The 18,641-nt window shown below is 60.9% G+C and carries 17 protein-coding genes and 1 riboswitch; of the genes, 10 read left to right on the forward strand and 7 right to left on the reverse strand.

Translation table 11 applies throughout. The features are described 5' to 3' along the window. A partial coding sequence (locus DBR30_RS21655; protein WP_258224292.1) for an RDD family protein occupies positions 1-245 on the forward strand: 245 nt, incomplete at its 5' end. Between the two features lie 74 nt (positions 246-319). On the opposite strand, the gene lptG is transcribed toward DBR30_RS21655, so the two are convergent. Further along, the gene (gene lptG, locus DBR30_RS05265; protein WP_108541224.1) at positions 320-1,390 is read right to left on the reverse strand and encodes an LPS export ABC transporter permease LptG; all 1,071 of its coding nucleotides are present in this window, start codon (positions 1,388-1,390) and stop codon (positions 320-322) included. A 25-nt stretch (positions 1,391-1,415) separates the two neighbouring features. Then, positions 1,416-2,528 carry an LPS export ABC transporter permease LptF gene (lptF, locus tag DBR30_RS05270; protein WP_075115806.1) on the reverse strand — a complete coding sequence of 371 codons (1,113 nt, stop codon included), beginning with the start codon at positions 2,526-2,528 and terminating at the stop codon, positions 1,416-1,418. A 172-nt stretch (positions 2,529-2,700) separates the two neighbouring features. Here lptF and pepA point away from each other — a divergent pair, with 172 nt between their 5' ends. From pepA to DBR30_RS05285, 3 genes are all read left to right on the forward strand, one after another. Next, positions 2,701-4,209, forward strand: a complete 1,509-nt coding sequence (gene pepA / locus DBR30_RS05275) for a leucyl aminopeptidase (protein ID WP_005336423.1) — start codon at positions 2,701-2,703, stop codon at positions 4,207-4,209. A 174-nt stretch (positions 4,210-4,383) separates the two neighbouring features. Continuing rightward, complete coding sequence (locus DBR30_RS05280; protein ID WP_108541223.1) at positions 4,384-4,839, forward strand: DNA polymerase III subunit chi; 456 nt, start codon at positions 4,384-4,386, stop codon at positions 4,837-4,839. A 64-nt stretch (positions 4,840-4,903) separates the two neighbouring features. Next, complete coding sequence (locus tag DBR30_RS05285; RefSeq protein WP_108541222.1) at positions 4,904-7,756, forward strand: valine--tRNA ligase; 2,853 nt, start codon at positions 4,904-4,906, stop codon at positions 7,754-7,756. A gap of 67 nt (positions 7,757-7,823) precedes the next feature. On the opposite strand, the gene DBR30_RS05290 is transcribed toward DBR30_RS05285, so the two are convergent. Continuing rightward, complete coding sequence (locus DBR30_RS05290; protein WP_181363495.1) at positions 7,824-8,810, reverse strand: sodium:calcium antiporter; 987 nt, start codon at positions 8,808-8,810, stop codon at positions 7,824-7,826. Between the two features lie 87 nt (positions 8,811-8,897). After that, positions 8,898-9,005, reverse strand: a riboswitch (yybP-ykoY riboswitch). Positions 9,006-9,177: 172 nt separating this feature from the next. Between DBR30_RS05290 and DBR30_RS05295 the strand changes: the two genes are divergently transcribed. Then, positions 9,178-9,765, forward strand: a complete 588-nt coding sequence (locus DBR30_RS05295; protein ID WP_005336432.1) for a superinfection exclusion B family protein — start codon at positions 9,178-9,180, stop codon at positions 9,763-9,765. 96 nt (positions 9,766-9,861) lie between these two features. Here the strand turns inward: DBR30_RS05295 and DBR30_RS05300 are convergent, their stop codons facing one another. Further along, on the reverse strand, positions 9,862-10,722 hold the full coding sequence (locus DBR30_RS05300; RefSeq protein WP_108541893.1) for an AraC family transcriptional regulator: 861 nt from the start codon (positions 10,720-10,722) through the stop codon (positions 9,862-9,864). Between the two features lie 4 nt (positions 10,723-10,726). After that, positions 10,727-11,224 (reverse strand): GNAT family N-acetyltransferase, encoded by a 498-nt coding sequence (locus DBR30_RS05305; RefSeq protein ID WP_108541892.1) that lies wholly within the window; start codon positions 11,222-11,224, stop codon positions 10,727-10,729. A gap of 161 nt (positions 11,225-11,385) precedes the next feature. On the opposite strand from DBR30_RS05305, the gene DBR30_RS05310 reads away from it, so the two are divergent. Then, positions 11,386-12,834, forward strand: coding sequence for a catalase (locus DBR30_RS05310; RefSeq protein ID WP_108541891.1), 1,449 nt, complete (start codon positions 11,386-11,388; stop codon positions 12,832-12,834). Positions 12,835-13,145: 311 nt separating this feature from the next. On the opposite strand, the gene DBR30_RS05315 is transcribed toward DBR30_RS05310, so the two are convergent. Beyond that, the gene (locus tag DBR30_RS05315; protein WP_005356765.1) at positions 13,146-13,463 is read right to left on the reverse strand and encodes a DUF1496 domain-containing protein; all 318 of its coding nucleotides are present in this window, start codon (positions 13,461-13,463) and stop codon (positions 13,146-13,148) included. Positions 13,464-13,686: 223 nt separating this feature from the next. On the opposite strand from DBR30_RS05315, the gene DBR30_RS05320 reads away from it, so the two are divergent. Beyond that, a complete protein-coding gene (locus tag DBR30_RS05320) occupies positions 13,687-14,931 on the forward strand; it encodes a hypothetical protein (protein WP_108541890.1) in 1,245 nt (414 codons plus the stop codon). Between the two features lie 109 nt (positions 14,932-15,040). Further along, on the forward strand, positions 15,041-15,817 hold the full coding sequence (locus DBR30_RS05325) for a substrate-binding periplasmic protein (protein ID WP_108541889.1): 777 nt from the start codon (positions 15,041-15,043) through the stop codon (positions 15,815-15,817). Positions 15,818-15,829: 12 nt separating this feature from the next. Here the strand turns inward: DBR30_RS05325 and DBR30_RS05330 are convergent, their stop codons facing one another. After that, positions 15,830-16,678 carry a helix-turn-helix transcriptional regulator gene (locus tag DBR30_RS05330; protein WP_108541888.1) on the reverse strand — a complete coding sequence of 283 codons (849 nt, stop codon included), beginning with the start codon at positions 16,676-16,678 and terminating at the stop codon, positions 15,830-15,832. A gap of 145 nt (positions 16,679-16,823) precedes the next feature. Between DBR30_RS05330 and tyrS the strand changes: the two genes are divergently transcribed. Both tyrS and DBR30_RS21660 read left to right on the forward strand, forming a co-directional pair. Then, positions 16,824-18,089, forward strand: a complete 1,266-nt coding sequence (tyrS, locus tag DBR30_RS05335; RefSeq protein ID WP_108541887.1) for a tyrosine--tRNA ligase — start codon at positions 16,824-16,826, stop codon at positions 18,087-18,089. A 168-nt stretch (positions 18,090-18,257) separates the two neighbouring features. After that, the coding region (locus DBR30_RS21660) for an esterase/lipase family protein (RefSeq protein WP_258224293.1) at positions 18,258-18,641 on the forward strand (384 nt) is incomplete at its 3' end.

The raw sequence follows: 18,641 nt of genomic DNA on the forward strand, positions 1-18,641 counted from the left end.
GGTTCTGGACCCGCGCTGGCCAGACCGTCGGCATGCGCGCCTGGCGGCTGCGCATTCAGAACGAGGATGGCAGCCACATCCGCGTTACCCAGGCGCTGATCCGTCTCGCCACCGCCGCCTTTGGTCTGGGCAACCTGATGTGCCTGTTCAACCGCCAGCGTCCGCGGGCGTTTCAGGATATCTGGGCCGAGTGCGAAGTGATCGTGCTGAGCAAACAGGAGAATCTGGAATTGCTGAACAAGTAATACCGGGTCAATGCAGCAACGAAAGAGGGCACCAACAGGTGCCCTCTTTGCATTTCCTCATAACCTCATGCGGATTACTGCTTGCGGCTGAGGATATAGAAGGAGATACCGCCAAACAGCAGGCTGGGCGCGATAGCCGCCAGAATCGGCGGTACCGCATAGACCAGACTGATGGGGCCAAACACCCGATCACTCACATAGACGGCGAAGCCGGTCATGATCCCCATCAGCATCCGTGCCCCCATGCTCACCGAGCGTAGCGGGCCGAAGATGAAGGAGGAGGCCAGCAGGATCATCGCCACCACCGAGAGCGGTGACAGCAGTTTGCGCCACATCTCCAGCTTGTAGCGACCGGCATCCTGCTTGTTGGCATCGAGATAGCCGATGTAGTCGAGCAGACCGGAGACCGAGAGGTTCTCTGGGTCGATACTCACCACCCCCAGCTGCTTGGGCGTCAACTCCGAGCTCCACTCCATCTTGTCATGCTGCTCGCTGCGGATCTGCGCGGTATCGTCGAAGCGGGTAACCTGGGTCTGCTTGAGCAGCCAGTGGTGACGCTCGAACACCCCCTCCTGCGCCTGCACCACGTCGATCAGCTTGCGCTCGGGGGTGAAGCGATAGAGGGTTATGCCGGTGAGGGCGCCATCATTACGCACCCCGTTGATATTGACGAAGTTGTTGCCATCGCGAGCCCACACCCCGTAGGCGGAAACCGTCAGACGACCTTCGGACAGCGCGCCCGCCTTGATGTCATCTGCCATCCGCTTGGCGATAGGGGCCACATACTCCCCCATCAGCCCCACCATGATCATCAGCGGGATCGCCGTCTTGAGCGCCGCCATCACGATACTGATCTTGGAGCGACCCGCCGCCTGCATCACCACCAGCTCGGAGCTGGTCGCCAGCTGACCCAGACCAATCAGGCCACCCAGCAGCGCGGCCAGCGGGAAGAAGAGCACCGCCTCCTTGGGCATGGAGAGCAGCACATAGTAGAGAGCGTTGATCATGTCGTAGTTGCCGTCACCGACCGACTTGAGCTGCTCCACATACTTGATGAGCCCCGCCAGACCAACGAGCGTGATTTCACACAGCAGGATCGACATGAAAATGACCCTACCGATATATCTATCGAGAATGCCAAACATCAGCAGAAGTTCCTATGTTGCAGCATCATGCTGATTTTCTGTTGAAATAGCGCCCTTTCACCCCGTTCCACCAGCTGGTGCCCTGCAGATTGAGGGGCAGGCCGATAAACAGCAGGTAACCGAGCGGCACCAGAAACATCCCCGGCCAGTAGGGCAGCCGACCGCTGTCGATGGCCGAACGGGCGGCACTGAGCAGCAGGAAGTAGGAGAGATAGAGCATGATGGCCGGCAACAGCTTGGCGTAGCGCCCCTGACGGGGATTGACCCGCGCCAGCGGTACCACCAGCAGGGTGAGCACCGGAATGGAGAGAGGCAGCGAGATACGCCACTGCAATTCCGCCATCATGGCGTTGTCCTGGGTACCGAACAGCTCCATGGTCGGCTTGGCCGCAGCCTTGCGGTTGGAACGCTCCATCTCCTGCTGACGGATCACCAGACCATATTCGCGAAAATCGGAGATCTGGAACTGCTTGCCGGAGAAGTTCCCCTCGTAGCGGGAGCCATCCATCAGGGTCAGCCACTGCAGGCCGTTCTCATCGACCGTCACCACCCCTTCGCTCGCCACCACCACCGAGGGAGGATTGTTCCCCTCCGCTCGCTGCAGCACGAAGATCTTTTGCAGTTTTGAGCCGTTGTCGTTCAAATCCTGGATATAGGCAACCAGACGCCCCTTGTCGAGCTCCATAAAGCGGCCCGCCTGCAGGAAGGAGATACCCGGGTCCGACTTGAACTCGTCGATCACCTGATACTCGCGCTCCTTGGCCTGCGGGGCGATCCAGCCAGTGTTGAACGCCGCGACCACCGCCGTCAGCAAGGCCAGCAACATGGCGCTGCGCATCACGAAACGGTGGCTGAAGCCGACCGCATGCATCACCGTCATCTCGCTTTCGGCGTAGAGGCGACCATGGGCAAACAAAATGGCTAAAAAGAGACTGATAGGCAGCATCAACAACGCCATATTGGGCAAGTTGAGCAGCAGCAGGGTGGAGACCAGACGTGTCGGCACCTCGCCATCGGCGGCGTCACCGATGATCTTGATAAATTGTTGGCTGACAAAGATAAGCAGCAATACGAATAACACTGCCAGCTGGGTTTTCAGGGTTTCCCTGAACAAATATCGGAAAACGATCACAGTCATTCCCAAGTAAACTTGTGTTTTTAGTCGAATGCCTGAAAAATAGGGCCGTATATTGGATTTTTACCAGTTTGAACTGCGGAGCCTGTGGCTGTTCGCTCCGCCTCTGATACCCCAACAAGCACCGCATTATTCAATAAAAGGTGCCTTTTGTCTTTAGGATGTAGGAGATTCCATGGAGTTCAGTGTAAAGAGTGGCAGTCCAGAGAAGCAACGGAGCGCCTGCGTCGTAGTCGGCGTATTTGAGCCTCGTCGCCTCTCTCCGGTTGCCGAACAACTGGACAAGATCAGCGATGGCTATATCAGTTCGCTGCTGCGCCGTGGCGACCTGGAAGGGAAACCAGGCCAGATGCTGCTGCTGCATCAAGTACCGGGCGTGCTCAGCGAGCGCGTACTGCTGGTCGGATGCGGCAAGGAGCGGGAACTCGACGAACGCCAGTACAAGCAGATCATCAACAAGACCATCACCACCCTGAACGAAACCGGCTCCATGGAAGCGGTCTGCTTCCTCACCGAGCTGCACGTCAAGGGGCGGGATACCTATTGGAAGGTGCGCCAGGCGGTAGAAACCACCAAGGCGGGCCTCTACAGCTTTGATCAGTTCAAGACCAACAAGGCCGAGCCACGTCGCCCGCTGCGCAAGCTGGTATTCAACGTGCCGACGCGTCGGGAACTGACCATTGGTGAAAAAGCCATCGCTCACGGTCTGGCCGTGGCCAAGGGTGTGCGGGTCTGCCGCGACGTGGCGAACATGCCGCCCAACGTCTGCAACCCGGCCTATCTGGCCTCCCAGGCCCGTCGTCTGGCCGATGCCTACGACAACATCACCACCAAGGTGGTGGGCGAGCAGGAGATGGCCGAGCTCGGCATGAACTCCTATCTGGCGGTGGCCCGCGGCTCCGACAACGAAGCCATGATGGCCATCATCGAATACAAGGGTCATCCGGATGCCAAGCCCATCGTGCTGGTCGGCAAGGGTCTGACCTTTGACTCCGGCGGCATCTCCATCAAACCGGCCGACGGCATGGACGAGATGAAGTACGACATGGGTGGCGCCGCCTCCGTGCTCGGTACCATGCATGCGCTGGCCCAGCTGCAACTGCCGATCAACGTCATCGGCGTGCTGGCAGGCTGCGAGAACATGCCGGGTGGCAACGCCTATCGTCCGGGTGACATCCTCACCTCCATGTCCGGCCAGACCATCGAAGTGCTCAACACCGATGCGGAAGGTCGTCTGGTGCTGTGTGATGCGCTGACCTATGTGGACCGCTTCGATCCGGAAACCGTGATCGACGTGGCGACCCTGACCGGTGCCTGCGTCATCGCGCTGGGCCACCACACCTCGGGTCTGCTGGCCAACCACAACCCGCTGGCCCACGAGCTGCTCAACGCCTCCGAGCAGGCGGGTGATCGCGCCTGGCGTCTGCCGTTGTTCGACGAGTATCAGGAGCAGATCGACAGCCCGTTCGCCGACATGGCCAACATCGGCGGTCGTCCTGCCGGTACCATCACCGCGGCGGCCTTCCTGTCACGCTTCACCAAGAAGTACAACTGGGCTCACTTGGATATCGCCGGGACCGCCTGGAAGAGTGGCAAGGATAAAGGCTCTACCGGTCGTCCGGTGCCCCTGCTGACCCAGTTCCTGCTGAACCGGGCTGGCGTGGATATCGAAGAGAAAGAGTAACTCTCCGGCCCCTGCCGATGGCTGCATCGGAAGGGTTGGCGTTACCCTGAACCACAAGGAAGAGGCCCGCCTCTTCCTTGTTTCATTCTTGAATCAGTGAGCTGCGGACGGGAAACGCCCCGTCAGCCTCATGAGGCGGTCAACACTCCGTCACCGCAAAACGGGATCAACCTGATGAGCCAAGTGACCTTTTACCTGATGAGCGAACAGGATGACGCGCAGGCTTCTGCGGTCGAGCGACTGGCCTGCACTCTTGCTGCCGAGTCGTGGGGCGCGGGCCATATCTACCTGTTCTGCAACGACGAGGCCCAGGCCCTGCGTCTGGACGAGCTGTTGTGGCAGCTGCCGCCGGAGCGCTTCGTACCGCACCAGCTGCAAGGCGAAAGCGGCATTGCCCCGGTGGAGATCGGCTATCAGCCACCGAAACGGCGCTACGCCCGCCTCATCAATCTGGCCACTGCGACACCTTTGTTTGCAGGACACTTCGCTCAAGTGGTAGATTTTGTCCCCACTGACGAAACACAAAAGCAGCAAGCCCGCGAGCGCTACAAGCACTATCGCCAGGCAGGCCATACCCTCGAAATGAGGGATCAGCCCGTCCTTGCCGCACCGGATCCGGCGCAGCCCTGACTGCAACCAATTGATCCATAAAGAATCAACACCAGACTCCATCCATCCAGATTACGGCGAGACCATGGAAAAGACTTTTAATCACAACGCCATCGAACAGGCGCTCTATCAGCACTGGGAAGCCCAGGGTTACTTCAAGCCCCACGGCGACACCAGCAAAGACTCCTTCTGCATCATGATCCCGCCGCCGAACGTCACCGGCAGCCTGCACATGGGTCACGCCTTCCAGCAAACCCTGATGGATACCCTGATCCGCTACAACCGCATGCAGGGCAAAAACACCTTGTGGCAGGCAGGTACCGACCACGCCGGTATCGCCACCCAGATGGTGGTTGAGCGCAAGATCGCCGCAGAAGAGGGCAAGACTCGCCACGATTACGGCCGTGATGCCTTCATCGACAAGATTTGGCAGTGGAAGGAAGAGTCTGGTGGCACCATCACCCGCCAGATGCGCCGTCTGGGCGACTCCGTGGATTGGGAGCGCGAGCGCTTTACCATGGATGAGGGTCTCTCCGCCGCCGTGCAGGAAGTGTTTGTCCGTCTTTACGAAGATGGTCTGATGTACCGAGGCAAGCGTCTGGTGAACTGGGATCCGAAACTCAACACCGCCATCTCCGATCTGGAAGTGGAGAACCGCGAGATCAAGGGCCACATGTGGCACCTTCGCTATCCGCTGGCCAACGGCGCCAAGACTGCCGAAGGCAAGGATTACCTGATCGTCGCCACCACCCGTCCGGAGACCATGCTGGGCGATACCGCCGTGGCCGTGAACCCGGAAGACCCGCGCTACAAGGCACTGATCGGCCAGCACATCCTGCTGCCGCTGGTGAACCGTCTGATCCCCATCGTTGCCGACGAACACGCCGACATGGAGAAGGGCACAGGTTGCGTGAAGATCACCCCGGCCCACGACTTCAACGATAACGAAGTGGGCAAGCGCCACAGCCTGCCGATGATCAACATCTTCACCCTGGACGCCCACGTGCGTGCCGAGGCCGAAGTGGTCGACACCAACGGCAACCCGAGCACTGCCTACGATGCCGCCCTGCCGGCCGAGTTCGCCGGTCTGGAGCGTTTCGCCGCCCGTAAAGCGATTCTGGCCAAGCTGGAAGAGCTGGGCCTGCTGGACGAGATCAAGGATCACGTGCTGCAACAGCCTTACGGCGATCGCGGTGGCGTGCCCATCGAGCCGATGCTGACCGACCAGTGGTACGTGCGCGTGGCACCGATGGCCAAGACTGCCATCGAAGCGGTGGAAGATGGCCGCATCCAGTTCGTGCCGAAGCAGTACGAAAATATGTACTTCTCCTGGATGCGCGACATTCAGGACTGGTGCGTTTCCCGTCAACTGTGGTGGGGTCACCGTATCCCGGCATGGTATGACGACGCCGGCAACGTCTACGTTGGCCGCAGCGAAGACGAAGTGCGCGCCAAGCACAGCATCCCGGCCGTAACCGTACTGCGTCAGGACGAAGACGTGCTCGACACCTGGTTCAGCTCCGCCCTGTGGACCTTCTCCACCCTGGGCTGGCCGAACAACACCGAGGCACTCAAGACCTTCCACCCGACCGACGTGCTGATGAGCGGCTTCGACATCATCTTCTTCTGGATTGCCCGGATGATCATGATGACCATGCACTTCATCAAGGACGAAAACGGCCAGCCGCAAGTCCCGTTCAAGACCGTCTACATCACTGGCCTTATCCGTGACGAAGAGGGCCAGAAGATGTCCAAGTCCAAGGGCAACGTGCTGGACCCCCTCGACATGATCGACGGTATCTCGCTGGAAGATCTGCTGGAGAAGCGCACCGGCAACATGATGCAGCCGCAGATGGCCGAGAAGATCGCCAAGCGTACTGCCAAGCAGTTCCCGGAAGGGATCGATGCCCACGGCACCGACGCCCTGCGCTTCACCCTGGCTGCGCTGGCCTCTACCGGTCGTGACATCAACTGGGACATGAAGCGCCTGGATGGCTACAACAACTTCTGCAACAAGTTGTGGAACGCCTCCCGCTATGTGCTGATGAACACCGAAGATCAGGATTGTGGCTTTAATGGCGGCGAGATGCAGTTCAGTCTGGCGGATCGCTGGATCCAGTCCCAGCTACAAGTGGCTATCCGTGACTTCCGCACCGCCCTCGATACCTACCGCTTCGACATCGCCGCTGGCGTGCTGTACGAATTTATCTGGAACCAGTTCTGTGACTGGTATCTGGAGCTGACCAAGCCGGTGCTGACCAAGGGTTCCGAGGCCGAGCAGCGCGCTGCCCGCCATACCTTGGTGACCGTGCTGGAAACCCTGCTGCGTCTGGCACACCCGATCATCCCGTTCATCACCGAGACCATCTGGAAATCGGTCGCTCCGCTGGCTGGCGTACACGCCGACACCATCATGATTCAGGCCTTCCCGGAATTCGACGCCGCCAAGGTGGACGAAGCCGCGATGGAGGATCAGGAGTGGGTGAAGGAGTTCATCGTCAGCATCCGCAACATCCGCGCCGAGATGAACGTGGCGCCGAGCGTGCCCCTCAACGTGCTGCTCCAGTGCGATACCAAGGATGCCCAGCGCGCCGCTGACAACGAGGCCTTCCTCAAGTCGCTGGCCCGTCTGGAGTCCATCCGCGTACTGGCGGACGGTGAAACCGCCCCGCTGTCAGTGAAGAAGCTGATCGGTGCTACCGAACTGATGATCCCGATGGCCGGTCTCATCGACAAGGATGCCGAACTGGCCCGTCTGGCCAAAGAGGTTGCCCGTCTGGTGGGCGAGTGCGGCCGCATCGAAGGCAAGCTTGGCAACGAAGCCTTCGTCGCCAAGGCGCCGGAAGCGGTCATCGCCAAAGAGCGCGAGAAGCTGGAAGATTACCGTCTTCAGCTGACCAAGCTGGAAGCCCAGCAGGCCGAAATCGCCGCGCTGTAAGCACCGCCCCAACCGATACAACAAAGCCCCCTGCCAAGGGGGCTTTTTCATATCCGCGCTTCCCGTTTCAGCTCACCAGCAGCCAGCCGCAGAAGCCGAGATAGAGCAGACCCACCAGCGCCAACCGCCCGGCGGTCATCACTCCCTTTCTGAGCCCCCACCAGAGCCCCCCCACCGCCAGCAGCGTCACCAGCGAGGAGGCCATCATGGCGCCATCCAGCAGCCATGGGGTAAAGAGCAGACAGAACGCCTTGGGGATGGTGCCCTGGATCATCATGGCCCCGGAGATATTGGCCAGCGCCAGCCGGTTCTTGCCCTGCCGCACCCAGATCAGCACGTTCATCAGCTCCGGCATCTCGGTCGCCACCGGGCTCAGCAGCAGGGCCGCCAGCACTGGCGAGAGGCCAAACAGTTCGCCCATGCTCTCCAGCTGATGAACAAATAGCTGTGCCGCCAGCGCCACCACCACCAGCGCCACCAGCGTCTGCAACAGCACCTTGCCAAGGGGCGGGATCCCCGCATCGGGGGCCAGCTTGAGAGGTTCTGGCAGCTCGACTTCGTGGCTGTCAGTTTGTTTCAGCTCGCGCCGCACATAGATGAGGTAGACCAGCACGAATAGCGGGGCCAGCCAGCTCTTGCCGGTGAAGGCGACCAGCCCCAGCGCGGTCGCCACCAGAAAGATCCCCATAAACCAGCGCTGATCCCGCCCAATCTCCCGCTGCACCTCGCCGTCGATGGCGCGTTCGGTACGCCCCATGCAAAGCAGCAGAGTGAGACCGACCGCCCCATAGCCGATGGTCGCCAGCACCAGCGGCCCGCCGAGGGCGGCACCAATGCCGATCTCCTGCTGGGCGGTCGTGTTGCCCATCAGCAGGGCGGTGAGGGTGACGATGCATTCGGGCAGGGCCGTACCCAGTGCAGCCAGCAGCGAACCAGTGGCACTTTGGGAGAGTTTGAAGTGGTGTCCGATCCACTCGATGCCGTTGACGAAGTATTCGCAGGCAAGGTAGATGGTGACCGCAGAGACGAGAAATAACAGCAGGGTAATCAACATAATAGATACCGCCAGGCGAGCAGAGTAACCAATGGACCCGACATGGCTCGCCCGGCTGGCGTGCATATCGAGGCCAAAGGTCTTGCAGAGCGATAGTGCCTATCGCCGCCCATGCCATGGATTCGAGGATCCAAGAGTGTTGACATGGGCCCGGCCCGGAATGCGGGCGGGTTGCTACTCCCCAATGACTGAGGGGACGTTTTAGCAACTCGACCGCCGCTTCACAAGGCAAATTAATGACAACTCATTCAATAAGTTGTAAGGGAATGTAACCTCGCCAGCCCCTCCTCCCCGCCGCTATTGCGCTGTTGGCACACCGATTGCTGTAGATAGTTCACTATCCACAACAGTTTGGGAAGGATGAACAATGAAACGGTGGATCCAACATTTCTATCAACTGAACCGCCTCAATTGGCTGATGGTCTGGTTGTTGCTCTGCTGCAGCATCATTCTGCTGTTTCCAGCCGGGCTGATGAAAGGGGCCGTCAGCCAGTGGGCTGCGGATCATGCGGCCTGGCTGGGGGTCGGCATGCTGATCGCCATCTCCTACTTCTGCAGTCAGGGCTTCCTGATCGCTTGGGAGTGGGCATGCGAAGAGTGGCAGGCGCGCCGTCAGCAGGATCAGCTGGCCCAGATGATCGGCTTCCTCGACTTCAACGAGAAGGCGGTGCTGCGCGAGTTCGTGCTGCAGCGTAAAAGCGTCATAAACTTGCCGATCACCGAGCCCGCCGTCAAAAACCTGATGGATGCCGGCGTCCTCACCTACGCCTACGGCAAGCCGACCCGGGAGAAGGATGACGAGAACCAGATCCGCGCCCTGATGATCGCCCTGCCCGCCCGACCGCTGCTCACCTACAAGGTGCTGGGACTGTCGCGCGGCAAGATGAGCGACGAGCAGGTGGAGCAGATCATGAATGCCAGACCCAAGTTCGCCCAGAAGGGGTTCCAGCGCTAACCGCAGCCCAACCGCCAGATGCAAAAGAGCCGAACACTGTCCGGCTCTCTCGTTTCTGCGCGACGTTCTGTACCATCCCTTGCGTCTTGTTGTGCCCTACCCCTTGAGGCTGGAGCAAAAGCTGACATCGTCCTGCACCGGATCATCGCTCATGCTGTGATAGAGCTCGAAGCAGGGACCATTGCCAAACTCCAGCCCGGCAGCAACGATGTCGCCGATATGCTCCTGCCAACGAGGGCCATACTGACTGCGGTCGGTAATAAGATAACGGGACTGGGCGTAACGACCGGCGGGAATAATCTGGATCTCGACCGCTCCCATACCCACCGTCCCCGCAGGCACCGTCACCCCGATGTCAGTGCGACACTGGGCTGGCGGAGTCACCTCGGGGTTATCGTGATAGATGAAGATCCACTCCCCACCTTCCAGACCGCGGGCGCTGGCCCACTGATGCAGCTGGCGGCAGACGGGGTCATACCCCTCGCCATAGGGGCCAGTGACACGCATATAGGCCAGAGTGCGGGCGTCCATCTCGATGGTTTTCATGGTATTGCTCCTTGCTGATGAGTGACCCTCAGCATAAGGATTAGGCTGCACAAGTGCGTGTCCATCCTTGCTCATCAAGTGTCCATTCTTGCTCTTGTCGCGGCGAAACTCTCCCGGCGTGCAACCATAGTAACGGCGAAATACCTTGGCAAACGCCTGAGAACTGGCGAGCCCCGCCCCCAACGCAATGGCCGTGACACTGGCATCGGTATAGCAGAGCTGCCAAGCAGCCCGCTGTATGCGCAGACGACGACACATCTCCCCGGGCGTCTCCCCCGCCACAGCCGTAAATACCCGGTGAAAATGGTAGAAAGACAAGCAGGCACTGCTTGCCAGCGTTTCGATGGAGAGATCGGGATTCTGCTCCAGCGCCCGGATCACCGGGCGCAATCTGGCCTGATAATCGACCATACCGTTAGCGACTGGCGCCCCCCGCGACTCTGGCCATATAGAGCGCATCCACATAACGCCCCTGGCGGAAGGCATAGTCACGGGCTCGCCCCTCCTCGGTAAAACCGAACTTGCGATAAAGCGCCTGTGCGGCCTCATTGTCGGTATAGACGGTCAGCTCAATCCGGTGCAGGTTGAGCCAGTTATCGGCCAGATCCAGCGCCGCGGCCATCAGGGCAGAGCCAACCCCCTTGCCAGCCCAGTCATCCCGCACTCCCATGCCAATCCCGGCCACATGCTTGCGTCTGGGATTGGGCTCCACATGCAATGAGATCTGACCCACCAGCCTCCCATCAGCCTCCGCCACCAAGGCGACCACATCACCGTTCTCCAACCGTTTTTGCCACTGGCTAAGGGGTGGCATAGGCAGGTGCAAAGTGCCCGCCTGGGCATTGGGCATGGCGTAAAGATCCCGCAAGGCGGGGGCATCGGCGGGTTCGGCATGACGGATAGTAATCTGCATATGAGGCTCCTTCTCGAAACCTCCATCATGCAATATCCGGCGCGGTTACACATCCCCCACCTGCACCCATTTGTCTTGCCTATCAAAGGGCGAGGAAAGGCCCATTGGCCCATCACTGCGCAGATCCGTAGGCTGGCCCCATATCAACAAGGAGAGAAGCCATGACTGACAAGACCCTGCACAGCGCCAACGGCGCCCCCGTCGTCGACAACAACAACAGCCTCACCGCCGGTCCGCGCGGCCCCATCCTGATGCAAGACATCTGGTTGATGGAGAAACTCGCCCACTTCGACCGCGAGCGCATTCCCGAGCGGGTGGTTCACGCTAAGGGCTCGGGCGCCTACGGCACCTTTACCGTGACCCACGACATCAGCCAGTTCAGCAAGGCCGATCTGTTCAGCGCCATCGGCAAGCAGACTCCTGTATTCCTGCGCTTCTCCACCGTAGCCGGTGAGAAGGGCGCCGCCGATGCCGAACGCGATGTGCGCGGCTTCGCCCTCAAGTTCTATACCGAGCAGGGCAACTGGGATCTGGTGGGCAACAACACCCCGGTCTTTTTCATCCGCGACCCGCTGAAATTCCCTGACTTCATCCACACCCAGAAGCGGGATCCGCGCACCAACCTGCGCAGCGCGACCGCCGCCTGGGACTTCTGGTCACGCCATCCGGAATCCCTGCATCAGGTCACCATACTGTTCAGCGATCGCGGCATCCCCAAGAGCCTGCGGGAGATGAACGGCTACGGCAGCCACACCTTCAGCTTTATCAACGACGCCAACGAGCGCTTCTGGGTCAAGTTCCACTTCAAGACCGAGCAGGGCCACAGCTTCTACACCGATGAAGAGGCCGCCACCGCCGTCGGGCAGGATCGGGAGACCAGTCAGGCGGATCTGTTCAAAGCTATCGAGCGGGGCGACTTCCCACGCTGGAAGGTCTATGTGCAGGTGATGCCGGAGGCCGACGCCCAGACTTACAACATCCACCCGTTCGACCTCACCAAGGTGTGGCCGCACAGCGACTACCCGCTGATCCCGGTGGGCGTGCTGGAGCTCAACCAGAACCCGGACAACTACTTCGCCCATGTGGAGCAGGCCGCCTTTACCCCGGCCAACGTGGTGCCCGGTATCGGGTTCTCGCCGGATCGCATGCTGCAAGGGCGGCTCTTCTCCTACGGTGACACCCAGCGCTATCGCCTCGGCGTCAACCACGGCCTGCTGCCGGTCAACGCCCCGCGCTGCCCGTTCCATCACGGCGCCCATCGTGACGGTGCCATGCGGGCGGACAGCAATGGCGGCGCCAGCCCCAACTATCAGCCGAACCGTTTCGGTACCCAGCAGCCGAGCGAGCAGCACGAACCGGCACTGAGTCTGGAAGGGGCCGCCCTGCACTACGATTTTCGTGACTACGACAACGACTACTACAGCCAGCCGGGCAACCTGTTCCGCATCATGGACGAGGGGCAGCGTTCACGGCTCGCCGCCAACCTGGCGCGCTCCCTCATCAATGTGGAGGATGACGCCATCGTCGCGGCCCAGCTCAAACACTTCGAGCAAGCCGACCCCGAGTACGCCAAACGGGTCGAACTGGCACTGGCCGCCTTGCAGCGCTAAGCCGCAAGCAGGCAACATCTGCAAAAACAAAACGGGGGCCTGATGGCCCCCGTTCTCGTCATGACGGTATTTGATAAATAAAAAAAACAGAGCCCAAGGCTCTGTTTTCACTGCTGTATCAATCCCGGACGGAACGCGCTTCGCGCTCTTCCCGCTCCCTTGCCAACAGGCGTTTGTACCACCAGCTACTGCGACGACGTTGTGCATTGGAAGAGCGACGAGCCATTTCTTAGGTTCCAGCCAAGAGAAGAAAGGAGCTGCATTATGCGACAGGGATCACGTCCATGTCTTTAGCTGGATCAAGAAAAGCCTCACTGACCCACGGAAATCGTCTTCTGATCTTTTGCTCCCCGGGTGGCAGGCAACACCACCGCAGGAGAGCGCCAGGCCAGCGCGCCATTGCTCTCGAGGTCGTTCAGCGGGCCGCACTCCAGCCAGATATCGCCCTGCAGAATGCGGGCCCCTTCGGAATATTTCTGATCCGCAAACCAGCAGACCCGCTCGGGCAATGAGCCCAGCGGCAACACCAGCTCGGGACTGGCAGACTCGCCCACCACAGTGGTTTTGGACGCGGCCAGAGCAGGGGCGAGCCAGAGGGAGGCCAGCAGGCAGAGCAGTACATTTTTCATGAGAGGGATCCTGTTTCGATGGGGGGCACTCTCGAAGAATCGACCAGCCCCGTGGTTTACTTGACTGACAATCATACTGCCTGCTGGCATTGTGGAACCAATATGGTAGCCTGCCAGCGCCTGCGGGCAGTCTCTCGCTGCCACGCGCAAACTTCCGGTGAATTTGTCACGTCCTGACAAAATATAACCTTATTTATCAAATCGTTATTTGGATATTATCCCAATGCGTATCATGCCGTTGCTTCAGGCGGCCTGCCTGAGCCTGATGTTGTCCGCCTGCGTTGCCCCATTGCTGATGATGAGCCCCACCAGCCAGCTGATGTGGGCCCTGCTCAAGCCGCTGGTCGGCTTTGACCCGAACGAAGTCAATCTGTTCGAACAACCCCTGATCAAGGATCGGATGACCGCCATCCTTGGCCCCAACTACGACAGCACCATGCAATTGCTCAAGACTGCCGACAAGTTACAGCAGGAGGGGCCGCTTTTCTATGTGGTCTCCGAGTATGCGCCGGTGCCGGATATCGCCAAGCAGGCGGGGATGGTGTGGAACTCGCAAACCAACCAGATGTCGGTATTGCTGCAAAAAGGGGATGGCACCACCCTGACCTTCGGCGAAAATCTGGCGGGTACGGCACCGACCTGGCCAACCGCCATGCAGGGCTGGCAGACCCCCGCCAGCCAGCTCACCCCGGCGGCCAATGTCCTGACCGGTGCGGCAACCAGTCAGAGTGGCACCTCCCCCTTCTCCCTTGGCAGCGCGCTGGGCACAGTGACTCGCGGCGTCACCGGCTCGCTGACCAACAGCGCAAGTCAGGCTATCAGCGGCGCAGCCTCCCACGCCACCAGACAGGCCACCGGACAGACCACCCAAGCGGTGAGCCAAAGCACGACCGATCTGACCCGTAGTGCAACCACCGCAGTCACTGCGCCAGCCAAGCAGGCGGTGAGCAGCACCACCGCCACCGTGACGCAAGAGGCCACCAAAGCCATTGTCGCACCTGCCAAACAGGCCGTCAGCAGCACTGCCGTCACCGTGACGCAAGAAGCGACCAAGACCGTAGCCGCTCCAGCCAAGCAAGCCGTCAGCAGCGCCGCTGCGACCGCGACCCAAGAAGCCACCAAGGCTGTTACCGCTCTGGCCAAACATGCCGTCAGCAGCGCCACTGCAACCGCGACCCAAGAAGCCACAAAGGCCGTTGCCACTCCGACCAAGCAAGCCGTCAGCAGCGCCGCTGCGACCGCAACGCAAGAAGCCACCAAGGCTGTTACAGCTCCTGCCAAACAGGCAGTCAGCAGTGCCGCCGCTACCGTGACGCAAGAGGCAACCAAGGCCGTTGCCGATCCAGCCAAACAGGCCGTCAGTGCCGCCTCTCATACGGCCGGAGAGAGCGTTGCCGATGCCGCCAGAGCGGCGGAAGCCAAGGCTCGCGCCAAGGCAGAGGCAGAGATGGAAGCCCTGCTCAAATAAACCGATAGGCCACCGCAAGGTGGCCTGTTTTTTATCCCGCTACCGGATCATGACGTTATGGAAAAGGCCACATAGACTGTTAGGTAACTACCCGCACAAGGAGTGCATCATGCGTCGTCTGCTCCCTGCTCTCGCTTCTCTCGCCCTGTTTATCGCGCTCCCGGCTCCGGCACTTATCTACTATTCGGAACAGAACATGCCGCTCAATGGCCAGGATAAAAATGGTCAGCCTGTGGGGTTGGCGGTCGAGTTGCTGCGCCTGATGTGGCGTGAAATGGGAGAGCCGGAGCAACCCATCCACTTTCTGCCCTGGGCCCGCGGCTGGTATCTGCTGACCCAGCAGCAAGAGGCCGTGCTCTTTACCACGGCGCACACCAAGGAGCGGGATCCCCACTTCCTCTGGGTCTGCCCCATCAGCCACTCCAGGGTCGCGCTGGTCGGCCGCAAGCAGGATGCCCCCAAAGTGGCCAGCAAAGCGGATCTCGCCAAGCTGCAGATCGGCGTGATGCAGGCGGATGTCGGGGAGCAGTTGCTACTCAACCGCGGGATCAGCCCGGGCAATATGATGGCGGTGGAGCGTATGGATCAGGTGGTGCGCCAGCTCATCATGGCACGCACCGATCTGGTGGCGGGCAACGAGGTGATGTTGCGCCATCAGGCCAAAGAGCTGGGTTTCCCCAGCGAGGATTTTGTCACCGTCGCGATCATTGAAGAGCAGGACAACTGCTTCGCCTTCAACCTGAGGGCAGACAAGCAACAGGTTGCCCGCCTGCAACAGGCGCTGGACAAGGTCAAACAGGGGGATGAATACAAGCAGCTGATGAAGCGCTACCAGTTGCTCAGTATCCTGCCCGAAACCACTCCCACCATCCCGCGCATCGAGTAACTCCGGCCCGCCCTATGGCGGGCTCGTTGTATCTCCCGTCGATGAGACGGGGGATGCCTCCATCGGCGCCGTAATGAGGTGGTTCAGAAAGAGATTGAACAGCTCGGCCCGCGAGCCGAGCCGCAGCTTGCCGTAGAGGTGCTTGCGGTGATTCTTCACAGTGCCGCTGCCAATCCCGAGCGCAGCGGCAATCGCCTCGGTATCCAGCCCCTGCAGCAGCAACCCCGCCACCTGCCGCTCCCGGCGGGTGAGCCTATCGCCCCCTACGTTTGCCATCGCCTGCTCCACCGCACTCCTGAGGCTGGCGCTGTCCGGCTGCGCAGTGCTCTGGGCCAGCAGCGGCTGGCTCTGCTGCCACTGCTGACGACACAGCGAATGTACCAGCGGAAACACCCCCTCCAGCCGTGCCAGCTCGTCACGACTGAGGGTACTGCGCTTGTCGAGGCGACCGAGAAACAGCATCAGCGTCAGCCCGTCCCGCACCGGCAGGATCAGCCCCACCTCCTCCTGCCAGCCGGTAGCCTGATAGAAGTGGTGGCGATATTCGGGATCGAGCCGCCCTTGTGACACCTGCGCCAGGGTCCAGACGCCGGCAGGCAAGCCCTGCTCCAGCGCCTGCATAAAGGGATCCTGACTGAAGTGGCTGGTGAGGTAGCGATTAAAGAGCAGAGCCCGCTGATGGTTGAGGTTGTCGTAGAGGTAGACGGGCCGCTGCCCCACTCCGAGCAGCAGGGCGCAATCAAACGCCACCTGTTGCTGGATCAGCCGCACCAGCGCCGCCGCAAAGGCGCTGCTGTGCAGGGCATCGACCACCTCGGTCATGCTGCGGGTCAAGGCATCTGTGGTGAATGGCTGGGTCATGGTGGCACGTTTCCGGTGACGGGGAGCGATTCCCCGCTATGGCTGAATGCTAGCACGAGAGTGGCAAAACTGTCCCTCAGGGGACATATCCGCCACCGGCCAGAACGGCGAGGATGACGGCTTTTCCCCTGTTGTTGGAGCACACATGATCAACCCCCACCTGCTCGATGAGCTGACCGAGCGCGGCCTTGTGGCCCAGAATTCCGACCCGGCGGCCCTGGCCGATCATCTTGCCACCCCGCGCACCGTCTATTGCGGGTTCGATCCCACCGCCGGCAGCCTGCATATCGGTCATCTGGTGCCGCTCTTGATGCTGCGCCGCTTCCAGCTGGCGGGCCACACCCCGGTGGCACTGGTGGGCGGGGCAACCGGCCTTATCGGCGATCCCAGCTTCAAGGCGACCGAGCGCAGCCTCAACAGCAGCGACACAGTGCAGGGTTGGGTGGCCAGCCTGTCGGCCCAGATCAAGGCGCTGCTGCCCGCCGACGACGGCCTTTGTGCCCCGCAACTGGTCAACAATGGCGACTGGATGGAACAGATGTCTGCCCTCGATTTTCTGCGCGACATCGGCAAGCACTTCTCGGTCAACGCCATGCTGGCGCGGGAGTCGGTGCGCCAGCGGCTGGCCCGCCCGGATCAGGGCATCTCGTTCACCGAGTTCTCCTACGCCCTGCTGCAATCCTACGACTTTGCGGTGCTGCACCAGCGGCTCGGCTGCACCCTGCAGATTGGCGGCAACGACCAGTGGGGCAACATCACCAGTGGCATGGATCTTACCCGTCGCCTCCATCAGGCGCAGGTGCACGGCATGACCCTGCCCCTTATCACCAAGGCGGACGGTACCAAGTTCGGCAAGACCGAAGGCGGTGCCGTCTGGCTCGATCCGGCGCTCACCTCTCCTTACGCCTTCTACCAGTTCTGGCTCGGCACCGCGGATGAGGATGTCTACCGCTTCCTGCGCTATTACAGCTTTATGTCGCTGACTGAGATTGATGCACTGGAGGCGGAAGATGCCAAGCGGCAGGGGCGCAAGCAGGCCCAGCAGGTGTTGGCAAACGAGCTGACCGAACTGGTGCACGGCAAGGCGGCGCTGGCGGCGGTGCAGCGTATCAGTGAGCTGCTGTTTCGCGGCGACGTGGCGCGCCTTGGCGAGAGCGATCTGGCCCAGCTGGCGCAGGATGGCATGCCGAGCAGCACCGTCAGCGGCGAGCTCGATCTGGTCAGCCTGCTGGTCAGCTGCGGTTTGGCGAACTCCAAACGCATCGCCCGCGAGCTGCTGGCGGCGGGGGCCATCAGCTTCAATGGCACCATCAGGCAGGATGAGCAGCTCAGTGCCGAGGATCGGCTGTTTGACCGCTACCTGCTGCTGCGTAGGGGCAAGAAGCAGTATCACCTGGTGGAGTGGCAATAAGCCACAGGGCGGGGAGTTCAGCCTCCCTGCCCGCACCCTGAATCCCTTTTGACTCCCGAGTTGCGATCCCCCTCACAGCCTCTCCCGTCAGCAGCCACCATACTGGCACCGGCGAACATGGAGTACGCCACACAATCTGTTCCTCACGATTCAACAAGGATGCTGATGATGAAGAGATGGCTTCTGGTGCTGCTCTGCACCCTGCCCATGCTGGCACACGCCAGCGGATACACTCAGACCCGCTACCCCATAGTGCTGGTGCACGGCCTGTTCGGCTTCGACAAGCTGCTCGGGGTCGATTACTTCTACGGCATTCCCCAGGCCCTGAGCCGGGATGGTGCCAAAGTCTACGTGGCTCAGGTATCGGCCACCGCCAGTTCGGAGCAACGGGGGGAGCAACTTCTCGCCCAGGTCGAGCTGCTGCTGGCGGCCACCGGCGCCGAGAAGGTCAACCTGATCGGCCACTCCCACGGCGGCCCCACCATCCGCTATGTCGCCTCGGTCGCCCCCGAGCTGGTCGCCTCCGCCACCAGCGTCGGCGGGGTCAACTAC

The sequence above is a fragment of the Aeromonas sp. HMWF017 genome (genome assembly GCF_003061465.1).
In the GTDB taxonomy this organism is placed as follows: domain Bacteria; phylum Pseudomonadota; class Gammaproteobacteria; order Enterobacterales; family Aeromonadaceae; genus Aeromonas; species Aeromonas veronii.